The organism is Butyricicoccus sp. AF18-9LB (assembly GCF_027684505.1).
Lineage (GTDB): Bacteria > Bacillota > Clostridia > Oscillospirales > Butyricicoccaceae > Agathobaculum > Agathobaculum butyriciproducens.
This window is the reverse complement of sequence record NZ_JAQCWA010000002.1, coordinates 203,193-223,725: the sequence shown is the minus strand read 5'-3', so window position 1 is coordinate 223,725 and position 20,533 is coordinate 203,193. Positions and strand designations below refer to the sequence as shown.

Genomic DNA, 20,533 nt, shown 5'->3' with positions numbered 1-20,533 from the left:
GAGAACTCCTTTTTCACTCTCTCAGCATTTCCCTCAGCTTCTCTATGGCGCGTTTTTCGATGCGCGAGACCTGCACCTGCGACACACCGACGATGCGGCTGACTTGCTGCTGCGTCAAATCACGCGAATAGCGCAGACTGAGCACCTGCCGGTCGCGCTCGGGCAAGTCCTGCAGTGCGTCATGCAGCGACAGATGCAGGCAGGTTCTCTCCTCCATTCCCTCGTCACCGACCAGATCACCTAAGCGTCCGCCGCCGGACAGCTCCCGCTCGAACGAGTCCACCGACACGTCCGCCTGCTCGCAGGCCGCTACTTCCTCGACCGTCAATCCGGCGGCCTGTGCCAGTTCTGATACAGTCGGTGACCGTCCGTTCCGGCTCTCCCAGTCGCTTTGCAGGCGGCGCACACGAACCGCGCGTTCCTTGACCGCCCGGCTGACCTTGACCGCACCGTCGTCCCGCAGAAACCGCCGAATCTCACCCGCGATTTTGGGCACCGCATAGGTAGAAAACTCGTTGCCGAGCGACACATCGAAACCGCGCACGGCCTTGATGAAGCCGACACACGCCAGCTGATACAGATCGTCCGGCTCGGTGCCACGCCCGTAATACCGCCGCGTGATCGACCAGATTAAACCGCTGTTGTCCTCGATCAGCCGCGCTTCCGCATCCCTGTCGCCCGAAGCCGCCTGCTCGAGCAGCGTGCGCATTTCTCCGGTCACGTCTGCCGCTCCTTCAGCACCTTGACCATCGCAACCAGCGTTCCCTTCCCCGGCGTGGAGCGCACGCGCATTTTGTCCGTGAATGTCTCCATGATGGTAAATCCCATGCCGCTGCGCGTGTCGTCGCCCGTGGTGAACATGGGCTGGCGCGCCTGCTCGACATTCTCAATGCCGCATCCGGCGTCCTTTACTTTCAGTTCTAGGGCTCGTCCCTCGAACAGCCGCACCGTGACCGTGATAAATCCACATTTGTCCGCGTAGCCGTGCACAATGGCATTCGTCACCGCCTCGGAGACCACGGTTTTGATGTCGCCAAGTTCCTCCATCGTTGGGTCCAGCTGCGCAACAAACGCGCCGACCGCCTGCCGCGCAAACGCCTCGTTGACCGAATGGCTCTCGAATTTCAGGCTCATTTTGTTGATGACCGCCCGCATTATTCCTTCCCCCTTTCAAAAACCATCACCTGCGGCAGACCGGCCGCCTCAAACACCCGCATCGGCTGCGGCGGTGTGCCGCGCACCGCAAATTCGCGTCCGCTGCGGGCACAGGTGCGGTACAGGTGCAGGACGACCGCCAGACCGGAGCTGTCCATAAACGTCAGCTCGGACAGGTCGAGCACCAGCTTTTCGCATGGAAACAGCACCAGCAGATCCTCGGTCTGCTCGATCGCCGCCCGTGCTGCATGATGGTCCAGTTCACCGGTGTACACCGCGATCAACGTGCCCTCCTGCCTTCTCTGCGTGATTTGCAGCATATATGTCACCTCGAAATCAGCAAAATATTACCTCTTATTTCGCAGGGCACCCCGCCCTGCGATATACCAAACAATATACCTATTGAAAACAACTGACACAAAAATAAAAGGCTTGTACTTTCAAAGTACAAGCCTTATTTTACCTGTTTATTCCATTTTAATCTGTCGCTTTCGGTCGGCCGCGCAAAATCTTCTCGCACTCACCGATGAGGTACAGCGAACCGCAGATAAGAATGCAGTCGTTCATCTTCGCATGCTCCAGTGCAAGCTCGATGGCGTGCTCGGCGGATTCACACTCGTACACGCGCTTGCACGACTGCCGCGCCAGCTCTGCAATCGTGTGTACATCCAGCGAACGCTCACCCGCATCCGGCGCACAAGCGTAAAAGTCATCCGCGCGGCTGGCGACCTCGTGAACACAGGTTTCGTAGTCCTTGTCGCGCACCATGCCCATCACAACGTGCAGCCGCTTCATCTTGAACAGCTCATCCACCGCGTGACACAGGGCATCCGCGCCTGCAGCATTGTGTGCGCCGTCGAGCAGGATGAGCGGCTGATCGACCACGCGTTCCAGCCGGCCTGCGATACGCGCCCGCGCCAGACCGCGCACGGCGGCTTCGGTCGGAATGCTCCAGCCGCGCTCACGCAGTGCGTTCAGCGCCCGCAGAGCCGTCCGCGCATTCTGCAGCTGATGCCGTCCGGGCATGGCAATGGTGTAGCCCTGCGCCTCGTACACGAACGCCGAACCGCCGATGTCACACCGCAGTACGCGGCAGTCCTCCGCTCCGCCGAACCAGACAGCGCCCGCCGCATCGCAGGCACGGCGCAGCACCCGCTGTACATCGTTCGGCTGACCGTCCGCGCAGACAACCGCCGTACCCGGCTTGAAAATGCCTGCCTTCTCGGCCGCAATGACCGCCGTTGTGTTGCCGAGCACCGCCATATGGTCGAGCGAAATCGGCGTAATAACGCAGACCTCCGCATTTTTGATGACATTTGTCGCGTCACAGCGGCCGCCCAGACCGGTTTCGAGAACCACAATATCGCATTCCTGCTCAACAAAACAGAGGAATGCCAGTGCGGTCGTGAATTCAAACTCGCCGATGGTCTCACCCTCTGGCAGTGTGAGCGATTCACACGCCACCGTTACCCGTTCGCACAGGCGCGTCAGATCGTCGTCCGAGATCATCACACCGTCCACGCGGATGCGCTCGTAAAACTGCACCAGATACGGCGAGGTATACAGTCCGGTGCGCAGTCCGGCCGCCTGCAGTGCCGAGGCGATCATGCACGCGGTCGAGCCCTTGCCGTTCGTGCCCGCAAGATGAACAAACTTCAGCCTGTCCTGCGGGTTTCCCAGCGCCTCGCACAGCGCCTTGATGCGGTGCAGACCCGGCTTGCCGGAAAATCTGCCGAGAGAGTGTATGTATTCGATTGCCGTTTTCGGATTTTCGGTATCCATAATAGCTTCTTTCCTTATATTATAATGATACATTTGATTATAACACAGTTTCATCAAATTGAGAATGGAGAATGGAAAATGGAGAATTACCTTTCCGCAAAAGGAGCGGCACTCGCTTCATCTTAACAATCATTTTCCATTCTCCATCCTCAATTCTCCATTAAAACCATAAAAACCACCGAAATTCGGTGGTTTTTATGGTTTTACTTGATCTCCTCGACCGGAATCTGCTTGAGCAGCTCGCTCGGGCCGCAGCCGGAGCACTTTGCACAGTCGTGCATGCATGCCATCGGATCATCTGGATCTTCCTCACGGCCGATCTCGAGGATGGTCGGGTCACCCTGCTTTTCACCGACGAGGAATTTCGCTACGGATTCCTCCGCCGAGCCTTCACAGCCGGGCACGAGCAGCACGCCGAGCATCTCGAGTGCGTTGCGCGTTGCCAAACCGAGCGAACCGCAGATGAGCACGTCGATCTGCTCCAGACCGGCGAACTTGATCAGGTCGGTCGCGGATGTGCCGGCAATCCCGGCAATGCGCTTGCCGACCGGTTCCCGGCCCTCGGTGGTGATAATGAGCACCTCACGACAGTCGCCCAGATTCTTGGCGATCCGGCCGTTTTCATATGCTACGCCAATGTTCATAACAGACCCTCCACGGTCTTAAGCGCACCGGAAAGCTCGTCCGGCAGCTTTGCATCCTCGATCTTGCCTGCGTCAACCGCCGCAGCCAGCTTCGGGTCGATCGGCAGCTTGGCCAGAACCGGCAGCTCGTAGTGCGCGGCTACCTCGTCAATGTGGCTCTCACCGAACACCGAAATGTGCTTGCCGCAGTCCGGGCACGCCAGATAGCTGTAGTTCTCCACGATGCCGAGCACCGGAATGTTCATCATCTTCGCCATCTTAACCGCCTTGCCGACGATCATGGAGACCAGATCCTGCGGCGAGGTGACAACGATGATGCCGTCCACCGGCAGGGACTGGAATACCGTCAGCGGTACATCGCCCGTTCCGGGAGGCATATCGACAAACAGGAAGTCCACGTCGTCCCATACAACGTCCGACCAGAACTGCTTGACGGTCTCCGCGATGATCGGACCGCGGTAAATAACCGGATCGTCCTCATGCGGCAGTACCAGATTGATCGAGATCATCTGTACACCGCCTTCGCTGCGTGCCGGAAGAATGCCTTCCTCGCAGCCCTCGAGCTGACCGTGTACGCCGAAGGTCTTGGGGATAGACGGACCGGTGATGTCGGCATCCAGCACACCGCAGGAATAACCCTTGCGCGTCATGCCGACCGCCATCATCGAGGTGAGCAGGCTCTTGCCTACGCCGCCCTTGCCGGAAACAACGCCGATGACTTTTTTAACAGAGGCCGCCGGATTGGCTGCAACCTTGAGGCTCTTTTCGCCGCCGCAGTTAGACGAGCAGCTATCGCAATTATGCGAGCAACCCATAAAAAACAACTCCTTACCTATATATCTTGCATAAAATACAGTATACCCTAAAAAGAAACTTTCCGCAAGCATCGCACCGGCTTATTTATTGACAAATGCCAAAAACGGGAAAGCACCGCTGTTTCGCGGGGGAACGAAACAACGGTGCTTTCGGTTAATAACACAAATTGAAAAAAGGGAAAAAAGAGAAATGAAAAAAATCGGATGACGTCAATGCGGGATTTGCGGCTCTCCCTCACTGACAAGTACAGTATACTGTCTTTTTATGCCGAATGTGTGAACAAAATTTGAATATGCTGTGAAGGATCTGCAAAGAAAACGGCTTATCGTCCAAACTGCAGTCTGGCGATAAATCAAGAGAAACGCCCTGTTTCCCGGGGGAAGGAAACAGGGCGTTTCTCGTTGATGCAAATGAAAAGAGTTTAAGAAAAGGTGATAAAATCAAAGAAAAGAGGTTGTCAGCTTGAGAAAAGGGGTAACTCTTACTGACACCTATAGTATATCGCGCAGGCGCCCTTTAATTGTGAACAAATCATGAACAGACCTTGAAATATTTTTTACAATGTAAACAAGTACCCTGCTTAACCATTTCAAAGATACTCCGAGGCAGGAAAACACCCCGGCTCCGTGGGGGAAACGGAACCGAGGTATTTTCGATCATTTCACAAAATAAAGGGGGTAAAAGAGAAATAAAAGATTGTAGATGACTATCGATTGGGGATTGCGGCTTCCCTTATCGACAATGTTAGTATACCGCACTTTGCTTCAAAATGTGTGAACGAATTTTGAACAGAATTTGAAAGGTTTGTGTACTGCCGAAAACCCGGTTTCGTACAGGAAAACACCCTGCCTCCGAGGGGGAACGGAAACAGGGTGTTTTCGGTCATTTCACAAAATAAAGGGGGTAAAAGAGAAATAAAAAAATCAGTAGGCTGTGTCGTTCGGGATTGCGGCTTCCCTCATCGACAATGTTAGTATACCCCACTTTGCCGCAAAATGTGTGAACGAATTTTGAACAGAATTTGAAAGGTTTGTTTCAAAGCAACACCGCATAATTGAACAAGAGAGATTTGCGAGTAAATTTTGCGTGTTACAGCTGTTCGACCATGGTTTTCAGGGCATCCGGGTTCATGGCAGGCGTGTCCTTCAGCGGAAATTCCAGACCGAGCCGTTCATATTTTTCCATGCACAGCTTGTGGAACGGCAGAAACTCCAGCTTTTCAAAGTTGGGATAGCTTTCCGCCTTGGCCTTGACACGGCGCAAATGGTCCATACCATCGGTCAGACCGGGCACGACCACATGCCGAATCCACAGCGGCACGTTTTTCATCGCGGTCAGCTGCAGAAAACGCTCAATCTGGTCGAAATCCGCGCGGCAGTTCTTGAGATAATCCGCTTTAGTGAGAAATTTCAGGTCGCACAGGACTAAATCCGTGTGCGCGAGCACCTTTTCCGCTTTGGAGAGATTGCCCACGCCGGAGGTATCGAGCGCGGTGTGTACGCCGTGCTCATGCAGCTTGGCGAAAAACTCCTCAACAAATTCGGCCTGCAGGAGCGGTTCGCCGCCGGTGACGGTTACGCCGCCGCCATTCTTCCAGTACGGACGAAACCGGAGAGCCTTGCGGACCAGCTCGTCCACGTCGGTCGGTGTGCCGCCTTCGGTCAGCCAAGTATCGGGATTATGGCAATAGACGCACCGCAGCGGGCAGCCCTGCATAAATACGACGTATCGCACGCCGGGGCCGTCCACCGCGCCGAGGGACTGAATGGAATGAATGTTTCCGATCATATTGCCACTTTCCTTTCTATTCGGGAAAAATAAATGGCTCCGTGGCTTTGCCGCGGAACCATACCTCTGCCCGCGCCGCGGCGGCGCGTCCTCGTCCGCTGTGCGGGCGAGAGGGGGTTATCCCAAACGGTTTCGCAAGGAACCGGTTGGGTATCTAAGGGGGACAGCGTCCCCCTTAGAGGTTAAATCGCCTCGTGGAAGGTACGCGAAATAACCTCACGCTGCTGCTCGCGGCTCAGCTTGTAGAAGTTGACCGCGTAGCCGGAAACACGAATGGTCAGGTTCGGGTACTGCTCCGGATGCTCGTAAGCCGCCATCAGGGTTTCACGATTGAGCACGTTTACGTTCAGGTGATGCGCGTTCTGCGCGAAGTAGCCGCCCATGATGGCAACAAGGTTGTTCACCTGCTCCTCATCGGTCTTGCCGAGCGCACCCGGCGTGATGGAGAACGTGTTGGAGATACCATCGCGGCAGTAGGTGTAGCTCAGCTTTGCAACCGAGTTGAGCGATGCCAGTGCGCCGGAAACATCACGGCCGCTCATCGGGTTTGCGCCCGGTGCCAGCGGTTCGCCGTGACGGCGACCGTCCGGCGTGTTGCCGGTCTTTTTGCCGTACATTACGTTGGAGGTGATGGTCAGGATGGACAGCGTATGAATTGCGCCGCGGTACAGCGGGAACTGCGTCAGTGCCTGATAGAACTTCTCGACCTGCTCACACGCGATGCTGTCCACGCGGTCATCATCGTTGCCGAACTTCGGGAAATCGCCCTCGATCTCAAAATCCACGATAATGCCGTTCTCCGGATTACGGATGGGCTTTACCTTGGCATACTTGATCGCGGAAAGCGAATCTGCCATGCAGCTCATGCCCGCAATGCCGAACGCCATCAGGCGGCGAACCTCGGTGTCATGCAGCGCCATCTGGCTCTTCTCGTAGGCATACTTGTCGTGCATATAGTGGATGGTGTTCATCGCGGAAACGTAGGTCTTAGCCAGCCACGGACGGTAGAAGTCCATGCGGCGCAGAACCTCCTCATAATCCAGCACATCGCCGTCCATGACCGGCATCTCCGGGCCGACCTGCTCGAACTTGTTCTCGTCACGGCCGCCATTGATCGCCATCATCATCAGCTTTGCGATGTTGGCACGCGCACCGAAGAACTGCATGTCCTTGCCGACGCGCATCGCGGATACGCAGCACGCGATGGCGTAATCATCGCCGTAGTACGGACGCATAACGTCGTCATTCTCGTACTGCAGGGCATCCGTGTCGATGGATACCTTTGCGATGAACTTCTTCCAGTTCTCCGGCAGGTTTTCGCTCCACAGAACGGTCAGATTCGGCTCTGCGGCAGCGTTCAGGTTGTACAGGGTGTTGAGCATGCGGTAGCTGTTCTTCGTAACCATGTGACGGCCGTCCTCACCGATGCCGCCGACTGCCTCGGTAATCCACATCGGGTCGCCGCCGAACAGCTCGTTGTACTCCGGCGTACGCAGGTGACGCGCCATACGCAGGTGCAGAACGAAGTCGTCCATGATCTCCTGCGCCTCGGACTCGGTCATGAGACCTGCCTTGATATCGCGCTCAAAGTAGATATCGAGGAAGGTGGAGGTGCGGCCAAGGCTCATTGCGGCGCCGTTCTGCTCCTTGATGCCGGCCAGATAGCCGAAGTACAGCCACTGAACGGCCTCCTTTGCGTTCTCCGCCGGACGGGTGATATCAAAGCCGTAGGACGCCGCCATTGCGATCATGTCCTTGAGGGCCTTGATCTGGTCGCTCAGCTCCTCAGCGCAGCGGATTTCCTTCTCGGTGGTCGGCACATCGCCAAGCGCATCCTTGTCTTTCTGCTTCTCCTCGATCAGACGGTTCACGCCGTACAGTGCCACGCGGCGGTAGTCACCGATGATGCGGCCGCGGCCGTAAGCATCCGGCAGGCCGGTCAGCAGACCAACGTGACGCGCTTCACGAACGTCCTTGGTGTATGCGGAGAATACGCCGTCGTTGTGGGTCTTGTGGTACTTGAACTCCTCTTCGATCTTGGGAGAAACCTCATAGCCGTACTGCTTGCACGCATCACGGACCATGCGCATGCCGCCGAACGGATTGCATGCACGCTTGAGCGGCTCATCGGTCTGCAGGCCGACAATTACCTCGTTGTCCTTGTCGAGATAGCCCGGGCCGAACGCCGTGATGGTGATAACGGTCTCGGTGTCGATATTGCGGACACCGCCCTTTTCGCGCTCCTCCGCGAGCAGTGCATCGAACTTCTCACGCAGCGCAGTCGTGCGTGCGGTAGCCGGAGCCAGAAAAGCGCCGTCACCATCATACGGGGTGTAATTCTTCTGGATAAAATCGCGGACGTTGATCTCGTTTTCCCAGTTGCCGCCATTAAAGTTGTTCCATGCGTTCATGTTCTTTTCCTCCTGTTTGTGCTGTCTGCTGTCCTTTTTTATGGTAACAAAAAAGGACAGCATCGCGTATTACTTGCGACACTGCCCAGACGGTCGGCATTGAGATACACTTCACGGTGCATCTGATTACGGAACTCCCTGCTCCCCGGTGGTTTGCGCTCCACCTGTGTCCGTCAGTTGCAGGGAATCTGTCTGGCATTAGCATAACACATCTGCCGCTCAATATGCAACTGCCGAAAGTCACAAAAAATCCATGTGAAAAAACGGTGGAATCTGTGTAAAGTATCTTTTCAATTTACACAAAATAGGGTATAGTAAAAAATATGATACTGCGCATTGTACACATATAGAGTGCGGAAAACAGAGTCAGGAGGCAGACGAGTATGTTGAAGATTGGTATGCTGACCAGCGGCGGCGACTGTCAGGGTCTGAACGCGGCACTGCGCGGTGTAGCGAAAACACTGTATAACGAACTGGGAGATAAAGTAACCATCTATGGTATTCGGGACGGCTACCGCGGTTTGATCGAGGGCGATTACCACGAAATGCTGCCCGAGGATTTTTCGGATATTCTAACCGTCGGCGGCACCATTCTCGGTACATCGCGCCAGCCGTTCAAGGAAATGCGCAAGACCATCGAGGACAGCGAGGAGACCAAGCTGGATAAAATGCTGCACACGGTGAAAAAGGCGGGCTTTGACTGCCTTGTCATCCTCGGCGGCAACGGCACGCACAAGACCGCAAACCTGCTGAGCATGAAGGGTGTCAACGTAGTAACGCTGCCCAAGACGATCGACAACGATCTGTGGGGCACCGAGTTGACGTTCGGTTTCCAGTCCGCGATTGATATTGCGTCCACGGTTATTGATTCCATCCATTCCACCGCATTTTCGCACTCGCGTGTGTTCATCGTAGAGGTTATGGGACATAAAGCCGGCTGGCTGACGCTGTACGCAGGCATTGCCTCCGGCGCGGATGTCATCGTCATTCCGGAGATTCCCTACTCCGCAAAAAAGATTGCCGCAGCGATCGAAAAGCGTGCCAAGGCGGGCAAACGATTCTCGATCATCGCGGTCGCGGAGGGTGCCATCAGTCAAGACGAGGCGAAAATGAGCAAAAAGGAATTCAAGGCGGCGCGCGAGGCGATGACCTATCCGTCCATCTCCTACCGCATTGCGGACGAACTCAAGGAGCTGACCGGTCAGGAAATTCGCGTTACCATTCCGGGCCATTACCAGCGCGGCGGCGCTCCCTGCCCGGCCGACCGTGTGCTGACAAGCCGGTTCGGCGTAGCGGCAGCGCAGCTTATCACGCAGAAAAAATTCGGCTATATGGTCGCGCTGCAGGATAACCATATCGTGCCGGTTCCGCTGACCGAGGTCGCAGGCAAGCTGAAAACCGTTCCGCCCGATGGCGAACTGGTTAAGCAGGCAAGAGCGCTCGGACTGTCGATGGGCGACTGATTGCCGAATTGAGAATTGAAAATGGAGAATGGAGAATGAACGCAGCTATTTAATCCGTTCCAAAAAGGACGCATAATATGCGTCCTTTTTTCGTGCGAAAGCACATATAAAATTCCGGTTTGCTTGCAAACCGCAACTACATGACAGGATTTCGTTCAGAAATCTGAGTCATTGTCCCGTGCCGTGCACGACCGCCGTTTCACGGCGGCATTCAATCGCGTTTGCCGTGCAAATGCAAAAAAACGCAGGACATGCGCGCGCAGCGCGGACATAGCCGCGCAAGGATAGCGCCTGCGTTTTTTTACAAGAAAAAAGGGATTTTGTGTGCCCGCCAAGGCGGACGCGCAAAATCCCTTATAGGACGTATCCGAGCCATTGGCTCGGTACGTCCCTCTCGTCCGAAAGCGTGGTTTCGGACGAATTATTTGATGGTCATAACCTGATCACGAGCAGGGCCTACGCCAAGCATGGTAATCGGGCACTCGATGATGCGCTCCAGTTCCTTGATGTAGGACTGCACGGTTGCCGGCAGTTCCTCGAAGGAACGGCAGTCCGTGATATCCTCGGTAAAGCCGTCGAACTCCTCGTAAACCGGCTCACAGCCTACCAGATCCATGAAGTTTGCCGGGAACTCGGTAACGGTCTCGCCGTTCTTCAGCTTGTATGCAACGCAGACCTTGAGCTTCGGCAGGCCGCGCAGCGGGTCGATCTTGTTGATGACAACATCGGTCAGACCGTTTACACGAACCGCATAGCGTGCAACGACTGCGTCGAACCAACCGGTACGGCGCGGACGGCCGGTAACGGTACCGAACTCGCCGCCTGCATTGCGGATGTAGTCACCGGTTTCATCGAACAGCTCGGTCGGGAACGGACCCTCGCCCACACGGGTGGTGTAGGACTTGAAGATACCCATAATCTCGTTGATGGCAGTCGGGCCGACACCGGAACCGATGCAGCAGCCGCCTGCTACCGGATGAGACGAGGTAACATACGGATAGGTGCCCATGTCGAGGTCGAGCAGCGTGCCCTGTGCACCCTCGAACAGCACTTCCTTGCCGGACTTGATAGCATCATAGGTCATAACGGTGGTGTCGCGCACCATCGGACGCAGACGGTCTGCGTAAACCTTGTACTCTGCGATAACAGCGTCCGCGTCGATCGGCTCGCCGCCGTAAACGCCGGTGATCACGCGGTTCTTGCGGGCACAGGTCTCGCGGATAACCTCCTCGAAACGCTCTGCGTCTACAAAATCGTGCATGCGGATGCCGCTGCGCTCGGACTTGTCCATGTAGGTCGGGCCGATGCCCTTCTTGGTGGTGCCGATCGCGGTGCCTTCCTTGGCTTTCTCTGCCTCGCTGAGCGCATCCAGCTCAAGGTGCCACGGCATGATGCAGTGGCAGCGTGCATCGATGAACAGCTTGTCGGTGGAAACGCCTTTCTCGTGCAGGCCGTCGATCTCGCCGAGGACAGCCTTCGGATTGACAACAACACCCGGGCCGATGACGTTGACGCACTCCGGATACAGGATGCCGGACGGAATCAGCTGCAGCTTGTACTTCTCACCGCCGGCTACAACGGTGTGACCGGCATTGTTGCCGCCCTGGCTGCGGACAACCAGATCCGCCTTGCCTGCGAAAATATCAATAAACTTACCCTTGCCTTCGTCGCCCCACTGGGCGCCGAGAATTACCTTACCTGGCATTAGGATTTCCTCCCTTTCTATCTGCAACGTGCTCTTGTCACGCAGTATACTTATAATAGGTAACAGCCATACCCTTAAAATTATAGCATACCCTTTTCTACTTTTCAATGCCGTTTTGCACGTTTTTGTCTTGTAAAAGGCGGCCCGCCGTTGTAAAATATTTTATAATAGCGGGAAGTATGGCCGCACGGCGGTCTGCCCCGATGAAGGAGTTCGTTTTTCTATGCATTATCTTGATAACGCGGCGACGACCCGCGTGCTGCCCGAAGCGGCCGAAGCGGCCGTTCACGCGATGTGCGAGGAGTTCGGCAACCCGTCCAGCCTGCACCGCATGGGGCTGGAGGCCTCGCATCTGCTCGAGGACAGCCGCAGGACGGTCGCGTCTGCGCTCGGCTGTCTGCCCGAGGAAGTATATTTCACCGCCTGCGGCACGGAGAGCACCAACATTAGCCTGCGCGGTACCGCTCACCTCAACCGACATAAAAAGGGCCGTATCATCACGACCGAGATCGAACACGCGGCAACCGTCAACACCGCAAAGCAGCTTGCTGCGGACGGCTTCGACGTAGTTTTCCTTGCGCCGGACGCAACCGGTCACATCACGCCCGAGGTGCTGAGCGATGCACTGACCGAGGACACCATTCTTCTCTCCTGCCAGCTGGTCAACAACGAGATCGGCACGGTACAGCCGGTCGAACAGCTCGGAAAGCTGCTCAAGGCCAAGGCACCCAAGGCGCTGTTCCATATTGATGCCGTACAGGGTCTTTGCCGTGTACGCCTGACGCCGAAAAAATGGAACTGCGACCTGATGAGCGTTTCCGGCCACAAAATCGGCGCACCCAAGGGCATCGGTGCGCTGTATGTGAAAAAGGGCCTGCGCCTGCCTCCGCTGACGTTCGGCGGCGGTCAGGAGCGCGGCATGCGTCCAGGCACCGAGGCCGTGCCGAATATCGCAGCATTTGCCAAGGCGTGCGAGATTCGCATGGCGCATTTCGACGAGGATTACGCCCATGTGCAGGAGCTCGCCGACTACCTCAAGCAGCAGGTCAGCGCCGAGCTGCCCGATGCACAGTTCAACGGCGAAGGCGATATCCCGCATGTGGTCAATCTTTCCATGCCCGGCTGCAAGAGCGAGGTCATGCTGCATGTACTCGAGGGGGACGAGGTTTACATTTCCAGCGGCTCAGCCTGCTCCAAGGGCAAGCAGAGCGGTGTGCTCAAGGCACTCGGTCTGCCGAAGGCGCGCACGGACAGCGCGCTGCGCGTTTCGTTTGCACCGTTCAACACAAAGGAAGATGTGGATGCGTTTGTTGCAGCGGTCAAAAAGGGCGCGAAAATGTTCCGCAGATAAGCTAATTCGTAATTAGGAATTATTGCGAGGAGGTAGGGTTATGAGCAAAAAACATATTATGAACGCCGGTATCTGCTGTATCTGCACGGCCGTGATTTTCGGTCTGCACTTCTTCGTGTACGGCCGGATGCTGCTGGACAATCCTGTGCTGGTTGGCGCTACCTGCGCTGTTTTTATTGCATCAGCCGCAGGGCGTACAGGCGAGGAACGAGAACCATGGTTTCCGCCTAATCATATCGTTACACGGCTTTGTCAGCTGATATTCTGCGGTATCCTCTGCACCATTCCGTACATACTGTTCACGGAACCGTATTCTCTCGACAACTGGATTTTCCTGCCGCTTTGGGCTACGTTGAGCATTATCGAGCTAAGATATCGAGAGCAAAATTCCACTGCTTATACGGTTACTATGGCAGTCGCTCTGTGTGTTACCGGCGCATTTCTGCTGATTACCCACCCGATTACCGCATCACAGGCGCAGAATATCGTTGAGCAGGCAGGCTACACAAACTGTGTTTACTACAAAGTCAATCCCAATAACAATACCGCGTATAAAGACGGTCGGGACAGCGAGGCTCTCTACTTTACTGCGCCCGAACCGGCTGACAAGTCCGACTGTTACGCCTTTTCCGCAAACAAGGATGGCGAAAAATACGGTGTTCTTGTTTCTTATTTTCGCGGAACCATTGACGAGGAACAAAAACAAGGAGTTTAATCTATATGGAATACAAAACCATCACCAAACCGGACGGCTCGGAGCACAAGCTCGCCGTATATGACGGCAAATGCCGCTTCTGGATGGAGGGCCTTTACGACAGCCTGCCGGACACTGCCGAAAAGCGTGCGGAGGAATGCAGTCTGCCGGTCAAAATTGACCGCCGGGAGGACGGCACGGTCAGCGTCGGCACGCAGTCGCTCGTACCGTGGGAGACCGATTACGGCAAACTGGAAATCATGGCGGACGTTTACTTAAACTATCTGGCACAGGTGTTCAACCTGCCGGATGATGATTACGTCAAGACCCGCTTGGAGTTCGGCTCGGACAGCGCCGACCGCGACAGCCTGATGACCGCTGAGGAGAAGGAAATCATCAGCGCAAACGAATAAATTTACCATCAAGGAGACAATAAATGAAAGAAGTATTACTGCTCAAGTGCGGTGAGATCGTCCTCAAGGGACTCAACCGCAAAACCTTTGAGGATCGTCTGCTGAAAAACCTCAAGCGCCGCATGGCGCACGTTGCAGACTGCGAGATCACTATGCGCCAGTCGGTCGTTTATGTGGAGATTCCGGACGATGCGGACGCAGATGCGGTTATGGAGTGCGCAAGCCGTGTGTTCGGCTTTGCGACCATCTCCCGTGCAGCGGTCTGCCCGGAAAAGACGCTCGAGAGTGTCATTGCGACCGCAAAGGACTATCTGGCACCCAATTTTGCGGCGGCTAAGACCTTTAAGGTCGAGTCCAAGCGCGGCGACAAGAAATTCCCGATGACCTCCACCGAAATCAGCCAGCACGTCGGCGGCGAGCTTGCTGATCTGTTCCCGGATGTTCGTCCGGATATGCACCATCCCGACCTGACCGTGCACGTTGAGATGCGCGAGAAGTACGCCTTCGTTCACGCCGGTCCGGTTCCGGGTGCAGGCGGCATGCCGATCGGCTCGAACGGCCGTGCAGCGCTGTTGCTCTCCGGCGGCATTGACTCCCCTGTTGCCGGCTGGATGATGGCCAAGCGCGGTCTGGAGCTGTGCGGCATCCACTTTTTCAGCTATCCGTATACGTCCGAGCGCGCCAAAGAGAAGGTGCTTGAGCTGGGCCGTAAGCTGACCGCATGGTGCGGCCGCATGAGCGTTATGGTCGTGCCGTTCACCCACATTCAGGAGGAAATCCGCGACAAGTGCCACGAGGAGCTGTTCACGCTCATCATGCGCCGCTTTATGATGCGCATTGCCGAGCGCATAGCTGTTGAGTACGGCTGCGGTGCGCTCATCACCGGTGAGTCGCTCGGTCAGGTTGCCAGCCAGACCATGCCCGCCATGGCCGTTACCGGCGCGGTGTGCGACCTGCCGGTATTCCGTCCCTGCATCGGCATGGACAAGGAGGAAATTGTCACGATCGCCCGTAAGATCGATACCTTTGAGACCTCTATCCTCCCCTACGAGGACTGCTGCACCGTATTCACCCCGAAGCACCCGAATACCAAGCCGAAGATGCCGAAGATCCTCGAGGCAGAGAGCCACCTCGACGTTGAAGCACTCGTGGACGAGGCGGTTAAGGGTGTGGAGATCATCCACCTTCCGTAATAATTAGGAATGAGTAATTGCGGTATCGCTTACGCGATAATCCAATATCGGCCAGCGGCCGCACCATAATTACTAATTAAAATAGCAATTCCCTTGATTTAAGGAGGAACTTTCATTGAACGCAGAACTTATCGCAGTCGGCACAGAGATCCTGCTGGGCGACATCGTGAACACCGATGCACAGTTGATCTCGCAGGGTCTGTCCGAGCTGGGCATCAATGTATTCTACCAGACCGTTGTCGGTGACAATCCGGCGCGTCTCGAGCGCGTAGTCCGCGAGGCAAAGGACCGTGCTGACATCATCATCACCACCGGCGGCCTTGGCCCAACCCTTGATGATCTGACCAAGGAGACGCTGGCGACCGTTTTCGGCAAAAAGATGGTGCTGCATCAGCCGTCCATGGACCGTCTGACCGACTTTTTCAAGACCATCGGCCGCGAAATGACCAAGAACAACGAAAAGCAGGCATGGCTGCCCGAGGGCTGCACCGTATTCACCAACCTGTGGGGCACGGCGCCCGGCTGTGCGTTTGAGGCCGACGGCAAGCACGTTCTCATGCTGCCCGGCCCTCCGCGCGAGTGCAACCCGATGTGGCAGGAATGTGCAATGCCGTATCTGTACAAGCTGGCAGGCGGCTGCATCGTATCCCGCAACATCCGCGTATTTGGTCTCGGTGAGAGCAACATGGAGAATATCCTGCATGACATGATGGAAAAAAGCGCAAACCCGACCATCGCGCCGTATGCCCGTACCTCGGAGTGCTTCGCGCGCGTTACCGCCAAGGCGGACACCCCGGCAGAATGCGAGAAGATGCTCGATCCGGTCGTTGACGAAATCCTGAAGCTGCTCGGAGACGATGTTTACGGCGTAGATGTTGACTCTCTCGAGCAGGTAGTCGGCGACGGCCTGCGCGAGCGCAAGCTGACCCTCGCAGTAGCCGAAAGCTGCACCGGCGGTCTGCTGTCCAAGCGTCTGACCGACATCCCAGGCGCATCCGATTACTACCTCGGCGGTGTGTGCTCGTACAGCAACAGTGTCAAGGAAAAGGTGCTCGGCGTGAAGAAGGAGACCCTCGACACGGTCGGCGCGGTATCTCCCGAAACCGCAGAGCAGATGGCTGTCGGCGTTGCAAATGCGCTTGGCTCAGACATCGGCGTCGGCATCACCGGCATTGCCGGCCCGGGCGGCGGCACCGAGGACAAGCCGACCGGTCTGGTCTATATCAGCGTTTGGTACGACGGCAAGTTCTTTACCCGCAAAATGCAGTCCTCGCTCGGCCGCGACCGTGTGCGCATGCAGGCCGCTTCTACGGCGCTTGATCTCATCCGCCGCCACATTTTCTGAACAAATTTATATCGAATTGTACGTTATTTTGTCATTTCCACTCAAATGATGTGGAAAGCAAACAAAATTTCTGTAAAGAAAGTCCAGTAATTGTGCTAAATTGCTGGACTTTTCTATTTATGTGATGTATACTATATCTAACTAAAGTGAGGGTATTCCGCCAAAATTCTGTCGAAGTACACAAACTGTTGGAAAATATTCGTATTTTCCTTCATTTGGCGGCTGTAAAGGGAGAGATGCTGTATGAAGAAAAAATCCGCAGCACCCGCCGTGGAAAAGCGAAGCGAGCTTTTCTATTCCGGCCGGGATTGTCGCGCATTCGATTACATGGGAGCCCACCCTTTCGTGCAGGATGGTGAACAGGGTTATCTGTTCCGTGTTTATGCACCGGAGGCCGAAAAGGTTTCCGTCATGGGTGAGTTCAACGACTGGAACCGCAACGCCGATTATATGACGCGTGATGAACAGGGTATCTGGGAGAAATTTATTCCGAATATTCCGGAATATGCCGCATACAAGTATAGTGTATGGGCCAAGTCCGGCGATGTGTTTGACAAGTCCGACCCGTACGGCTTCCATTTCGAGACCCGTCCGGGCAACGCCACCAAGGCGTATGACCTCGACGGCTACGAATGGGGCGACGCCTCGTGGCTGGACTGGCGCAAAAAGCACCTGCCGTATTCCAATCCGGTCAACATCTACGAATGCCACCTCGGCTCGTGGAAGATGCACGAGGACGGCAACTTCTACTCCTACCGCCAGCTGGCGGACGAGCTTGTGCCGTATGTCAAGGAAATGGGCTACACCCACATCGAGTTTATGCCGCTGACCGAGTATCCGTTCGACGGCTCGTGGGGCTATCAGGTAATCGGCTACTTTGCCGCCACCAGCCGCTACGGCACGCCGAAGGATCTGATGTACCTGATCGACAAGGCGCATCAGGCCGGTCTGGGCATTATCATGGACTGGGTTCCGGCGCACTTCCCGAAGGACGGCTGCGGACTGGTCGAGTTTGACGGCTCGCACCTGTACGAATACGCCGATCCGCTCAAGATGGAGCACAAGGAATGGGGCACGCGCGTATTCGACTACGGCAAGGTCTCCACGAGAAACCTGCTGTTCTCCTCCGCGATGTTCTGGATCGAGAAATTCCACATGGACGGCCTGCGTGTGGACGCGGTCGCTTCCATGCTGTATCTGGACTACAACCGGCAGGGCGAATGGCGGCCGAACGTCCACGGCGGCCGTGAGAACCTCGAGGCCGTTGACTTCCTGCGGCTGCTCAACGAGTACATTCTGACCGATCATCCGGACGTTATGATGATCGCCGAGGAGTCCACCGCATGGCCGATGGTGACCAAGCCGGGTTATGACGGCGGTCTGGGCTTCAACTTCAAGTGGAACATGGGCTGGATGAACGACATGCTGTGCTACTGCTCGGCGGACCCGTTCTTCCGCAAGGACATGCACGACAAGATCACCTTCTCGTTCATGTACGCCTTTTCCGAAAACTACATTCTGCCGCTCTCGCACGATGAGGTCGTGCACGGCAAGTGCTCGCTCATCAGCAAGATGCCGCCTCCGTATGAAAATCAGTTCGGCGGTCTGCGCGCGCTGTACGGCTATATGGCCGCACACCCGGGCAAGAAGATGCTGTTCATGGGCGGCGAGTTTGCACAGTTCTCCGAATGGGCGTACCAGCGCGGACTGGACTGGATGCTGCTGGATTATCCGGCGCACCGCCAGATGCAGGCGTACGTCAAGGCGCTCAATCACTTCTACCTTGCTACTCCGCAACTGTGGGAGCAGGATACCGACTGGCGCGGCTTTGAGTGGATCAGCCATGAGGACAACCGCAACAATATCATCGCCTTCCGCCGTATGGCGAAGGACGGCTCGGATATCGTAGTCGTTGTCAACTTCTCTCCGGAGGAGCAGCAGGAATACCGCATCGGCGTTCCGATCACCGGCACTTATGAAGAGATATTCACCTCGGACAAGACCGAGTTCGGCGGCAGCGGCATGGCAAACGGCAAGCTCAAGACCGAAAACAAGCCCATGCACGGTCAGGAACAGTCCATTGTTCTGAAGATTCCGCGCTTCGGCGTGCTGTTCCTCAAGGGCAAGGCAAGAGCCAAGCGCCGCACCAAGGCAGAGATCGAGGCCGCAAAAGCCGCGGCTGCCAAGAAACCGGTAAAGCGCACCCGCTCGACTAAGGCGGTTGCGAAATCCGGCACCAAGGCCGTTGCCCGCACAACCGAGAAGGCCGTAGCCAAGACCGGCTCCAAATCCGTTGCAAAGACCACTGAAAAGGCGGTGGCACGCACCGGCACCAAGGCAGTTGCGAAAACCACCGAAAAAGCGGTGGCACGCACCGGAACCAAGGCAGTTGCGAAAACCACCGAAAAGGCGGTTTCCGTACCGACAGACAAGGCAGTAACCGCAACCGGCGGTTCTAAATAAGCAAGCGCAAGTTTGCTGCAAAAGAGATACACAGAGGGGATACGCCAGACGGCGTATAGATTGCAGCGATGCAAACTGTGAAAAGGAGAATTTACATGTATCGGAAAAAAGAATGCGTAGCCATGCTGCTCGCAGGTGGCCGCGGCAGCCGTTTGTATGTGCTGACCAAAAAGGTCGCTAAGCCTGCCGTACCGTTCGGCGGTAAGTACCGTATTATCGACTTCCCGCTTTCCAACTGCGTCAACTCCGGCATTGATACTGTCGGCGTGCTGACCCAGTACGAGCCGCATGTGCTCAACGCTTACATTGGTTCCGGCCAGACGTGGGACCTCGACCGCCTGCGCGGCGGCGTCTATGTTCTGCCGCCGTACGAGAGCAAAAAGACCGAGTGGTACAAGGGCACCGCAAACGCCATCTACCAGAACATTCAGTTCCTGGAGGATTACGATCCCGAGTACGTCCTCATTCTCTCGGGCGACCACATCTACAAGATGGACTACAACAAGATGCTCCAGCAGCACAAGGAGACCGGCGCTGACGCGACCATCGCGGTGCTGGACGTTCCGCTTTCCGAGGCTTCCCGTTTCGGCATCATGAACTGCAAGCCGGACGGCACCATCTACGAATTCGAGGAGAAGCCGAAGGAGCCGAAGTCCACGCTGGCTTCCATGGGCATCTACATCTTCACCTGGAAGAAGCTGAAGGAATACCTCATCAATGATGAGGCCAACGAACAGTCCTCCAACGACTTCGGCAAGGACATCATTCCGGCGATGCTGAATAACGGCGAAAAGCTGGTTTCCTACCGCTTCAAGGGCTACTGGAAGGACGTAGGCACCATCGAGAGCCTGTGGGAAGCAAACATGGATCTGCTCTCTCCGAACTCCGGCCTGCAGCTTTCCGATGACAGCTGGAAGATCTACGGCCGCACCACCGGTTCGCCTCCGCATTTCACCTCCAAGCAGGCTAAGGTTACCCATACCCTGCTCTCCGAGGGCTGTGAGATCTACGGCGACGTTTCCGAGTCCGTCCTGTTCTCGGATGTTAAGATTGGCAAGGGTGCCAAGGTGGAATATTCCATCCTGATGCCGGGTGCTGTGGTTGAGGAAGGCGCGACCGTGCGCTACTCCATCGTAGCCGAAAAGGCCGTTATCGCCAAGGGCGCGGAAGTCGGCGGCAGCCCGTCCGACAGCGACGTAGACAACTGGGGCGTTGCGGTAGTAGCCGAAGGCGTTCGCATCGGCAGCGGCGCAAAGCTGGCCGCTAAGGAAATGGCAGACAAGGATCTGCCGGACGTAAAGTAAGGGGGC

General features: G+C 56.1%; 17 protein-coding genes and 1 riboswitch. Of the genes, 8 read left to right on the top strand and 9 right to left on the bottom strand.

Annotated elements, in window-relative coordinates:
- Nucleotides 1-13: 13 nt before the first annotated feature.
- From PGY33_RS02960 to pflB, 8 genes are all read right to left on the bottom strand, one after another.
- A complete protein-coding gene (locus PGY33_RS02960; RefSeq protein ID WP_243022852.1) occupies nt 14-721 on the bottom strand; it encodes a sigma-70 family RNA polymerase sigma factor in 708 nt (235 codons plus the stop codon).
- Nucleotides 718-1,155, bottom strand: coding sequence for an anti-sigma F factor (spoIIAB, locus tag PGY33_RS02955; RefSeq protein WP_118478142.1), 438 nt, complete (start codon nt 1,153-1,155; stop codon nt 718-720). The genes PGY33_RS02960 and spoIIAB overlap by 4 nt, the downstream gene beginning before the upstream one ends.
- Nucleotides 1,155-1,475 (bottom strand): anti-sigma factor antagonist, encoded by a 321-nt coding sequence (locus tag PGY33_RS02950; protein ID WP_110435314.1) that lies wholly within the window; start codon nt 1,473-1,475, stop codon nt 1,155-1,157. Before PGY33_RS02950 ends, spoIIAB begins: the two co-directional genes overlap by 1 nt.
- A gap of 157 nt (nt 1,476-1,632) precedes the next feature.
- Nucleotides 1,633-2,937 carry a bifunctional folylpolyglutamate synthase/dihydrofolate synthase gene (locus PGY33_RS02945; RefSeq protein ID WP_270477266.1) on the bottom strand — a complete coding sequence of 435 codons (1,305 nt, stop codon included), beginning with the start codon at nt 2,935-2,937 and terminating at the stop codon, nt 1,633-1,635.
- A 203-nt stretch (nt 2,938-3,140) separates the two neighbouring features.
- Nucleotides 3,141-3,581, bottom strand: coding sequence for a NifB/NifX family molybdenum-iron cluster-binding protein (locus PGY33_RS02940; protein ID WP_110435316.1), 441 nt, complete (start codon nt 3,579-3,581; stop codon nt 3,141-3,143).
- Nucleotides 3,578-4,396: a P-loop NTPase gene (locus PGY33_RS02935; protein ID WP_117751035.1), complete on the bottom strand. Its 819-nt coding sequence runs from the start codon at nt 4,394-4,396 to the stop codon at nt 3,578-3,580. The genes PGY33_RS02940 and PGY33_RS02935 overlap by 4 nt, the downstream gene beginning before the upstream one ends.
- A gap of 1,090 nt (nt 4,397-5,486) precedes the next feature.
- Nucleotides 5,487-6,185 (bottom strand): pyruvate formate-lyase-activating protein, encoded by a 699-nt coding sequence (pflA, locus tag PGY33_RS02930; RefSeq protein WP_270477263.1) that lies wholly within the window; start codon nt 6,183-6,185, stop codon nt 5,487-5,489.
- A 182-nt stretch (nt 6,186-6,367) separates the two neighbouring features.
- Complete coding sequence (gene pflB / locus PGY33_RS02925) at nt 6,368-8,596, bottom strand: formate C-acetyltransferase (protein WP_118478762.1); 2,229 nt, start codon at nt 8,594-8,596, stop codon at nt 6,368-6,370.
- Between the two features lie 76 nt (nt 8,597-8,672).
- Nucleotides 8,673-8,787, bottom strand: a riboswitch (ZMP/ZTP riboswitch).
- 192 nt (nt 8,788-8,979) lie between these two features.
- Here pflB and PGY33_RS02920 point away from each other — a divergent pair.
- Nucleotides 8,980-10,059: a 6-phosphofructokinase gene (locus tag PGY33_RS02920; RefSeq protein WP_118478136.1), complete on the top strand. Its 1,080-nt coding sequence runs from the start codon at nt 8,980-8,982 to the stop codon at nt 10,057-10,059.
- A 421-nt stretch (nt 10,060-10,480) separates the two neighbouring features.
- Here the strand turns inward: PGY33_RS02920 and PGY33_RS02915 are convergent, their stop codons facing one another.
- Complete coding sequence (locus tag PGY33_RS02915) at nt 10,481-11,764, bottom strand: adenylosuccinate synthase (RefSeq protein ID WP_118478134.1); 1,284 nt, start codon at nt 11,762-11,764, stop codon at nt 10,481-10,483.
- Nucleotides 11,765-11,987: 223 nt separating this feature from the next.
- Here PGY33_RS02915 and PGY33_RS02910 point away from each other — a divergent pair, with 223 nt between their 5' ends.
- The 7 genes from PGY33_RS02910 (at nt 11,988) to PGY33_RS02880 (ending at nt 20,527) form a co-directional block, all read left to right on the top strand.
- Nucleotides 11,988-13,115 carry a cysteine desulfurase family protein gene (locus PGY33_RS02910; protein WP_117751039.1) on the top strand — a complete coding sequence of 376 codons (1,128 nt, stop codon included), beginning with the start codon at nt 11,988-11,990 and terminating at the stop codon, nt 13,113-13,115.
- Nucleotides 13,116-13,155: 40 nt separating this feature from the next.
- Nucleotides 13,156-13,830 carry a hypothetical protein gene (locus PGY33_RS02905; protein ID WP_117751040.1) on the top strand — a complete coding sequence of 225 codons (675 nt, stop codon included), beginning with the start codon at nt 13,156-13,158 and terminating at the stop codon, nt 13,828-13,830.
- Between the two features lie 5 nt (nt 13,831-13,835).
- Nucleotides 13,836-14,222, top strand: a complete 387-nt coding sequence (locus PGY33_RS02900; RefSeq protein ID WP_117751041.1) for a hypothetical protein — start codon at nt 13,836-13,838, stop codon at nt 14,220-14,222.
- Between the two features lie 23 nt (nt 14,223-14,245).
- Nucleotides 14,246-15,415: a tRNA uracil 4-sulfurtransferase ThiI gene (thiI, locus tag PGY33_RS02895; RefSeq protein ID WP_117751042.1), complete on the top strand. Its 1,170-nt coding sequence runs from the start codon at nt 14,246-14,248 to the stop codon at nt 15,413-15,415.
- Between the two features lie 115 nt (nt 15,416-15,530).
- A complete protein-coding gene (locus tag PGY33_RS02890; RefSeq protein ID WP_270477259.1) occupies nt 15,531-16,760 on the top strand; it encodes a competence/damage-inducible protein A in 1,230 nt (409 codons plus the stop codon).
- A 243-nt stretch (nt 16,761-17,003) separates the two neighbouring features.
- Nucleotides 17,004-19,223 carry a 1,4-alpha-glucan branching protein GlgB gene (gene glgB, locus PGY33_RS02885; protein ID WP_118478124.1) on the top strand — a complete coding sequence of 740 codons (2,220 nt, stop codon included), beginning with the start codon at nt 17,004-17,006 and terminating at the stop codon, nt 19,221-19,223.
- 95 nt (nt 19,224-19,318) lie between these two features.
- A complete protein-coding gene (locus PGY33_RS02880) occupies nt 19,319-20,527 on the top strand; it encodes a glucose-1-phosphate adenylyltransferase (RefSeq protein WP_118478122.1) in 1,209 nt (402 codons plus the stop codon).
- Nucleotides 20,528-20,533 lie beyond the last annotated feature (6 nt).

Bases quoted from the DNA above. Each gene is read 5' to 3' on its own strand.
- PGY33_RS02920 (WP_118478136.1), top strand. From the start codon at position 8,980: ATGTTGAAGATTGGTATGCTGACCAGCGGCGGCGACTGTCAGGGTCTG.
- PGY33_RS02880 (WP_118478122.1), top strand. From the start codon at position 19,319: ATGTATCGGAAAAAAGAATGCGTAGCCATGCTGCTCGCAGGTGGCCGC.
- glgB (WP_118478124.1), top strand. From the start codon at position 17,004: ATGAAGAAAAAATCCGCAGCACCCGCCGTGGAAAAGCGAAGCGAGCTT.
- PGY33_RS02900 (WP_117751041.1), top strand. From the start codon at position 13,836: ATGGAATACAAAACCATCACCAAACCGGACGGCTCGGAGCACAAGCTC.
- PGY33_RS02940 (WP_110435316.1), bottom strand. From the start codon at position 3,581: ATGAACATTGGCGTAGCATATGAAAACGGCCGGATCGCCAAGAATCTG.
- thiI (WP_117751042.1), top strand. From the start codon at position 14,246: ATGAAAGAAGTATTACTGCTCAAGTGCGGTGAGATCGTCCTCAAGGGA.
- PGY33_RS02915 (WP_118478134.1), bottom strand. From the start codon at position 11,764: ATGCCAGGTAAGGTAATTCTCGGCGCCCAGTGGGGCGACGAAGGCAAG.
- PGY33_RS02945 (WP_270477266.1), bottom strand. From the start codon at position 2,937: ATGGATACCGAAAATCCGAAAACGGCAATCGAATACATACACTCTCTC.
- PGY33_RS02905 (WP_117751040.1), top strand. From the start codon at position 13,156: ATGAGCAAAAAACATATTATGAACGCCGGTATCTGCTGTATCTGCACG.
- pflB (WP_118478762.1), bottom strand. From the start codon at position 8,596: ATGAACGCATGGAACAACTTTAATGGCGGCAACTGGGAAAACGAGATC.
- PGY33_RS02910 (WP_117751039.1), top strand. From the start codon at position 11,988: ATGCATTATCTTGATAACGCGGCGACGACCCGCGTGCTGCCCGAAGCG.
- PGY33_RS02950 (WP_110435314.1), bottom strand. From the start codon at position 1,475: ATGCTGCAAATCACGCAGAGAAGGCAGGAGGGCACGTTGATCGCGGTG.
- spoIIAB (WP_118478142.1), bottom strand. From the start codon at position 1,155: ATGCGGGCGGTCATCAACAAAATGAGCCTGAAATTCGAGAGCCATTCG.
- PGY33_RS02935 (WP_117751035.1), bottom strand. From the start codon at position 4,396: ATGGGTTGCTCGCATAATTGCGATAGCTGCTCGTCTAACTGCGGCGGC.
- pflA (WP_270477263.1), bottom strand. From the start codon at position 6,185: ATGATCGGAAACATTCATTCCATTCAGTCCCTCGGCGCGGTGGACGGC.